The following is a 7,224-nucleotide window of genomic DNA, read 5'->3' on the forward strand; positions in this document are numbered from 1 at the left end:
CACATTGGCCTGCTCGATGCCGCCAAGCGGGTCGGCACGGAGATGGAGACGTGGAACATGGACATCGAAAAATATTCCGAGCGCGTGCGTGGCTTTATTCAGGCTGCCCAGACGCTCGCCCTTTCCAGAAATCACCAGCAGTTTTCGCCTGAGCACATCCTGAAAGTGCTCGTTGATGACGAGGAAGGACTCGCGGCGAATCTCATCGAGCGTGCCGGCGGGCGGGCGCGGGATGTGAAACTGGGCGTCGACGCCGCGCTTGAGGCGTTGCCGCGTGTCGAAGGCGGCAGCGGCCAGCTTTATCTGGCGCAGCCGCTGGCAAAGGTTTTCTCCACCGCTGAAGAACTCGCGAAGAAGGCCGGGGACAGTTTCGTTACCGTCGAGCGCCTGCTCATGGCGCTGGCCATGGAGAAATCCGCCAAGAGCGCGGATATTCTGGCAAAGGCCGGTGTCACTCCGACGGCTCTCAATCAGGTCATAAACGATATCCGCAAGGGCCGAACCGCCGATTCGCCGAATGCGGAGCAGGGCTATGACGCGCTGAAGAAATATGCGCGCGATCTGACAGCCGAGGCGCGGGCGGGCAAGCTTGATCCCGTGATCGGCCGCGATGACGAGATCCGCCGCACGATCCAGGTCCTTTCCAGGCGCACAAAAAACAATCCGGTGCTGATCGGCGAACCCGGCGTAGGCAAAACCGCCATCGCCGAGGGGCTGGCGCTCAGGATCGTGAACGGCGACGTGCCCGAATCGCTCAAGGACAAGCAGCTCATGGCGCTCGACATGGGTGCGCTGATCGCCGGCGCCAAATATCGCGGCGAGTTCGAGGAGCGGCTGAAGGCCGTGCTTTCCGAGATTCAGGCCGCGGCCGGCGGTGTCATCCTCTTCATCGACGAGATGCACACGCTGGTTGGCGCCGGTAAAGCGGATGGCGCGATGGACGCTTCCAATCTTCTGAAGCCCGCGCTGGCGCGGGGCGAGCTGCACTGTGTGGGCGCGACGACGCTCGATGAATACCGGAAATATGTGGAAAAGGACGCGGCGCTCGCCCGCCGCTTTCAGCCTGTCTACGTGAACGAGCCTTCGGTGGAGGACACTATCTCCATCCTGCGCGGGCTGAAGGAGAAATACGAGCAGCACCACAAGGTGCGCGTCTCCGATTCCGCTCTTGTGGCGGCGGCCAACCTGTCGAACCGCTACATCACCGATCGTTTCCTGCCCGACAAGGCCATCGACCTGGTGGACGAGGCGGCATCGCGCCTGCGCATGCAGGTGGATTCCAAGCCGGAGGAACTGGATGAGGTCGACCGGCGCATCATGCAGCTCAAGATCGAACGCGAGGCGCTGCGGGTCGAGAAGGACGAGGCTTCGAAGGATCGGCTTGAACGGCTAGAGAGGGAATTGGCCGAGCTCGAGGAGCAGTCGGCCAATATCACCGCCAAATGGCAGGCCGAAAAGCAGAAACTGGGCCTTGCCGCCGAACTCAAGAAGCAGCTTGACGAAGCGCGCAACGATCTTGCGATTGCTCAGCGCAAAGGCGAGTTCCAGCGCGCGGGCGAGCTGGCCTATGGCCGTATCCCCGAGCTTGAGAAGAAGCTGAAGGAGGCTGAGGAGCAGGACGGCAAGGGCTCGCTCGTCGAAGAGACGGTGACGCCTGACCATGTGGCGCATATCGTTTCCCGCTGGACCGGCATTCCCGTCGACAAGATGCTCCAGGGCGAGCGTGAAAAGCTGCTCAGGATGGAAGACGAGCTCGCCAAGCGTGTGATTGGGCAAGGTGAGGCGGTGCAAGCGGTTTCCAAAGCCGTGCGGCGCGCGCGCGCCGGGTTGCAGGATCCGAACCGGCCGCTCGGCTCGTTCATGTTCCTGGGGCCCACGGGCGTGGGTAAGACGGAGCTGACCAAGGCGCTCGCCGCTTTCCTATTCGATGACGAGCAGGCGATGGTGCGCATCGACATGTCGGAGTTCATGGAGAAGCACTCGGTTGCCCGGCTGATCGGCGCTCCTCCCGGCTATGTGGGTTATGACGAGGGCGGCGTGTTGACCGAAGCTGTCCGCCGCAGGCCCTATCAGGTGATCCTGTTCGACGAGATCGAGAAAGCGCACCCGGATGTCTTTAATGTGCTGCTCCAGGTGCTGGACGACGGCAGGCTCACGGATGGCCAAGGCCGGACGGTCGACTTCCGCAACACTCTGATCATCATGACGTCCAATCTGGGCGCGGAGTACCTTGTCAATCTGGCCGAAGGCGAGGACGTGGACAAGGTGCGCGACGAGGTGATGGCTGTCGTGCAGGCTTCGTTCCGGCCTGAATTCCTGAACCGTGTGGACGAGATCATCCTCTTCCACCGCCTGCGCCGGCAGGATATGGGCGATATCGTCCGCATCCAGCTCAAGCGCATCGGGCGGCTGCTGGAAGACCGCAAGATCACGCTCGAGCTCGACCAGGAGGCAATCGACTGGCTTGCCGACAAGGGCTACGATCCTGCCTATGGCGCTCGTCCGCTGAAGCGGGTCATGCAGAAGGAACTGCAGGATCCGCTGGCCGAGAAGATCCTGATGGGAGAGATCTTCGATGGCTCGACCGTCAAGATCACCGCCGGTTCAGATAGGCTGATCTTCCGCCCGCGGAAGAATTCGGAGGCTGCGGCGGAAGCAGCGTGATATCAGCCATGCCCGGCGCGCAAACGCGCCGGGCTGTCGTGCGGAGGGGGCGAGTGCTGCTTGAGGACTACAATAGCTTCTGCTCTTCCCTTCCGCACGCGACCCACGTCGTCCAATGGGGTGGGGCCCACGTCTGGAAGGTGGGTGGCAAGGTCTTTGCGATCGGCGCAGTAGGGGAGGGGGAGCAGCTCGCGGTCACGTTCAAATGCTCCGAATTCTCCTACGATCTCCTCAAGGAGCGGCCGGGGCTCAGGCCAGCTCCTTATCTCGCCTCGCGGGGCATGAAGTGGATCCAGCGGCAGAGCGGCGAATCGATGGATGACGCCGCCTTGAGGGACTATGTGGCCGAAAGCTATCGGCTCGTATCGGCCGGCCTACCGAAAAAGCTGAAAAGCGAGTTGGGACTTTTATAATGGGCTGGCCTGCCGAAAATGAAGCTATTGCGTTATGGTTTCGTTAGCCATTTTCATGCCGGGTTCATCTCTTATGTCCTATCGTTTAGAAGCCGGCGCGAATCGCGCGGTGGCTGTCTTTGTCCGTCAGTCGGGGAGCGTGGTTTGAAGAAGTATCCTCTGGCATTTCTCTCCCTCCTTTCCGCGCCGGCCTTCGCGGCACCGGCCTGGGATGTCGGGGAACGTGCGCCGAGGCAGGAAGAAGCTGCGGTTCAACTCGCGCAGGCCTATGATTTCGACGTTTATATCGACCAGTACGGGCGCGAGGTGATCGTCGACCCGCGCACGGGACAAGTCGTGGAGATCAGGACGCCGCTTGGCGAGGTCCTGCCGCCCGAGCCAAGGCGCGAGCAGCGGGACCGTCAGCTGGGGCGGCGTGATTATGACTTTACCGATCCGCGGGATGTGGAGCGGTTTCACCGCGACCGCGAAGCCGCCATCGCGCGAGGCTGGCAGCAGCCATATGAACGAGACTACCAAGATCCCAACTACCCGCCCGCGCGTGGATATCCCTATGAGGAACGAGACTACGGTTACCGGGGATATCCGCCGGCGGAACCGGACTATACTCAACCGCGGGACGACAGCATCGCGCGTTCGCCCCTCGGCCCGCCCGACCAGGGCCTTCCCGCCGCTCCGCAGCCCGGCACGGAACCGGTGCCCGGAATGCCCGGCGCTTCGCCGGGCACGACGCTTCCGAACGGGCCGAGCATCGTGGTGCCTGGCGCGCGGCGCGCCAGCGAGGACGTGGCGGCCTACCAGATCCTGCTGGACCGCGCAGGCGTTTCTCCCGGGGTGATCGACGGTCACATCGGCGACAATGTCAACAAGGCGATCGACGCTTATTACGAAGTTACCGGCCAGAGGCTGAAGACCTATGACAAGGAGTGGATCGAGGCGGAGCTTCAGAGGACAGGCGGGCCCGCCTTCACCGAATACACCATCACCTCGGAAGACGCCGCAGGTCCTTTCATCGCGTCGGTTCCGGAGGATTACAGCGAGAAGGCGCAGCTTGAACGGTTGAGCTACACGCGGGTGAGCGAGATGCTCGCAGAACGCTTCCACATGGATGAGAAATTCCTGATCGATCTCAATCCCGGCGCCAATTTCAACCGTCCGGGCACCATCATCAAGGTCGCCAATCCCGGCCAGCCGGCCAAAAGCGCGGTCGCGCGGATCGTCGCGGATAAGAGCCGGAAGCAAGTGCGCCTTTTCGACGAGGGAGGGCGGCTGATCGGCGTCTATCCGGCGACCATCGGTTCAAGCGACACCCCGTCTCCGACAGGCATCCACCAGGTGGAGCGCGTGGCGCTGAATCCGAACTACACCTATGATCCCCGGAAGAACTTCAAGCAGGGAAACAATGACAAGGTCCTGACCATTCCGCCCGGACCCAACGGCCCTGTCGGCTCTGTGTGGATCGCACTCTCCAAACCCACATACGGGATACATGGAACGCCTGAACCGTCCAAGATCGGCAAGACCTACTCCCACGGCTGTGTCCGGCTGACCAATTGGGATGCCCAGGAACTGGCCAAGCGCGTGAAGCCCGGCGTCACGGTGGAGTTCACTGAATAACACGGTGCTCACGCACTCGGTGCATGAGCACGAACGAGGTCTCGTCTACAGTCAGTCGGATATTCCAGCCACCGGCGTGGGGCTGGTGAAGTTTTCCTCGAGCAAGTCCTCGATGCGGTCGCGCTCGCGCATGAAGACCTCCAGCGTCTCGCCCTCCAGCACCTTGCTGTCGGGCAGGCGCACGCGCATGGGATCGACCTTCCTGCCGTTCACCATCAGTTCGTAATGAAGGTGATTGCCTGTGGCCTGGCCGGTGGCGCCGACATAACCGATCACCTGCCCCTGGCGTACCTTGGCGCCGGGGACGATGCCCTTCGCGATCGCGCTTTGATGGTTGTATGAGGTTTCATAGCCATTGGCGTGGCGGATGACCGTCTGCCGGCCGTAACCGGATGACCATCCGGCGCTTTCCACAACGCCATCGCCGGAGGAGATGATGGGCGTGCCGCGCGGCGCGGCCCAATCGACGCCGGTATGCAGGCGCGAATATCCGAGGATCGGATGCCTGCGCATGCCAAAGCCTGAGGTGAAGCGGCCATTAGGCACGGGAACCCGGAGGAGGAAAGGCCGAGCGCTGCGACCCTCCCGGTCGAAATAATCGACGGAGCCGTCCGGCAGTTCGAATCGATAGTAGGCGCGGTGCTTTTCGCCGAAGCTGGCGGAAACGTAGAGGATCTCCGAATTGTCGGAGGCGCTGCCGTCTTCGTTCGGCTGCGAGAAGAAGACCTCAAGCTTATCGGTTGTCGTCAGACGCGATTGGAAATCCACGTCTGCCGCCAAGAGCCGTATGAGCTTTTGCGTCATCTGCGATGTCAGCCCATAGGAATAGGCGGCGTTGTATATCCCGTCATAGGCGCGCGGCAGATCAGCCCGGACCGGGGCTTGCTGCGGCTCGGTATCAAGGGCGGCCAGCAATTCAGGACCATGTTCTGGCTCGTTGGCCGGCACATATTGGTCGCGATCATCAAGCGCGATCGTAACCACATGCTGCTTTCCCTCGTAGATGCTGGTCCGCACGATCCGTCTCGTCTCGCCTTCGGCTTCAATGCCTAGGCACAGGATGGTGCCGGCCTTCAGCGCCTGCGCGTTGAGCAGTTTGCCGATCGCCAGTGCCATGCCGCGCGCGTCGGCGCCGTCATAGCCGGCATCCTTGAATGCCTCAAAGATCTCCTCATCGTGGGAAAAGACGATAATATCTTCCGCGAAGCCGATCGAAGGCCCTTCTGGCAAGTCGCGCGATGCTATCGAGACGTTTTCTTCCTGCACGATTCGCGCGCTGAACTGGGCGAGCGCCTGCGTCGCAAGCGTATCGCCGAAGCGTTGAGGATCCACATAGTGGAGCGCGGCCACCTGGACGTCGCCGTCGGTCAGAATGGCTCCGGTGTTGCGGACCACCTGCTCCACTTCCTCTGCCGAGAGATCGCTGTTCTCGTCGAACACGTTCTGCCCGAACGGGAAGGGCAGGGTGCGCAGCCTGACCTCGCTCTCGACCTTCGCGCCGTAAATCACGCCCATGCTCGCGGTCGCGGCCGCGCCGTCCTCGGCGAATACGGTCAGCGGATCGAAAGGCGGATAGTCCTTATGGGTTCTGTGGCCAGCGGCGAGATTCATTCGCACATGCACGAAGGGGAGCGTCCGCACCACCTCGCGATCGCCCTCCTTGAGAATGGTCGACACCTCCATGCGGCGGCGGTCATCCTGGCGCGCAAGCAAACGGGCTGGAATCAACCGCGACGTCTTGGCTGCTTCCTCGCCGTCGGGAGCTTTGGGGAGAAGGGCGATCTCGGGAGGGGTGGCAAGCTGTTCGCGTCCATCCAGCGCCGCGGAGAGCGCGACGCCCATCAGAACCGTGGAGGTCAATCCTGTCAGGACCGTCCCGGCGAGCCAGCGCCCGGAGATTTCACGTCGGTCGGGAGGGCCGCTTCGGCCGTCCGCGATGAGGGGCGGTTCGTCGCCAAGTGGAGGTTTTGCTCCAGCCTTGTCGTCCAAGTCGTACCGCTCCCTCTCGATCCCGTCCGCCGCGCTTCAGGCCCTTGCTGGCAAGTGATGCCCTTGGCGCTTTGCCAAGTCAATGCGTGGAAACCGGTTGCTCACCTCTAAGCCCCTGCGGGACGATAGCGAAATAACCCTGAATGCGGCCCCTCGCTTCTGCAAAACGCAAGTTTTCCAGCAAAATTTAAGAATGCGGTAGGGATGAAATCGGGCTCCAATGTGGCGGCCGTGCATCGTTCGATGGCCGCTCGTTATCTGTCGCAAAAAATTCAAAAATATCGAAAATGGCCGTTGACACCCGAATGGAGGCGCGACTATATACGCCACACAACGAGGGAGGCGGCGCCGCTGGCGGTTGAAACGCTCGCTCTTGTTAATCCGTAAAGAGAGCCGCGCAAGCGACCTCGAAAGGGCTGAAGAAAAAGGCCCGAGGATGACGAAATGTCGTCCGTTCTTTGACAATTGAATAAGAAGAAAGAGAAGCGTGGGCGGCAGAGGCTCGCGGGATTTTGGAGGCCTGGAAGGGCTGAAGGGATCC

At 61.8% G+C, this 7,224-nt stretch carries 4 protein-coding genes; 3 read left to right on the forward strand and 1 reads right to left on the reverse strand.

Going from position 1 to position 7,224, the window contains the following annotated elements:
- Window positions 1-57: 57 nt before the first annotated feature.
- From clpB to GNP00_RS21090, 3 genes are all read left to right on the forward strand, one after another.
- Complete coding sequence (clpB, locus tag GNP00_RS21080; RefSeq protein ID WP_041544820.1) at window positions 58-2,664, forward strand: ATP-dependent chaperone ClpB; 2,607 nt, start codon at window positions 58-60, stop codon at window positions 2,662-2,664.
- A 53-nt stretch (window positions 2,665-2,717) separates the two neighbouring features.
- On the forward strand, window positions 2,718-3,077 hold the full coding sequence (locus GNP00_RS21085) for an MmcQ/YjbR family DNA-binding protein (RefSeq protein ID WP_041545598.1): 360 nt from the start codon (window positions 2,718-2,720) through the stop codon (window positions 3,075-3,077).
- A gap of 144 nt (window positions 3,078-3,221) precedes the next feature.
- Window positions 3,222-4,694 (forward strand): L,D-transpeptidase family protein, encoded by a 1,473-nt coding sequence (locus tag GNP00_RS21090; protein ID WP_011582307.1) that lies wholly within the window; start codon window positions 3,222-3,224, stop codon window positions 4,692-4,694.
- A 51-nt stretch (window positions 4,695-4,745) separates the two neighbouring features.
- Here the strand turns inward: GNP00_RS21090 and GNP00_RS21095 are convergent, their stop codons facing one another.
- Window positions 4,746-6,683: a M23 family metallopeptidase gene (locus GNP00_RS21095; protein ID WP_011582306.1), complete on the reverse strand. Its 1,938-nt coding sequence runs from the start codon at window positions 6,681-6,683 to the stop codon at window positions 4,746-4,748.
- Window positions 6,684-7,224 lie beyond the last annotated feature (541 nt).

Source organism: Chelativorans multitrophicus (assembly GCF_011317445.1).
In the GTDB taxonomy this organism is placed as follows: domain Bacteria; phylum Pseudomonadota; class Alphaproteobacteria; order Rhizobiales; family Rhizobiaceae; genus Chelativorans; species Chelativorans multitrophicus.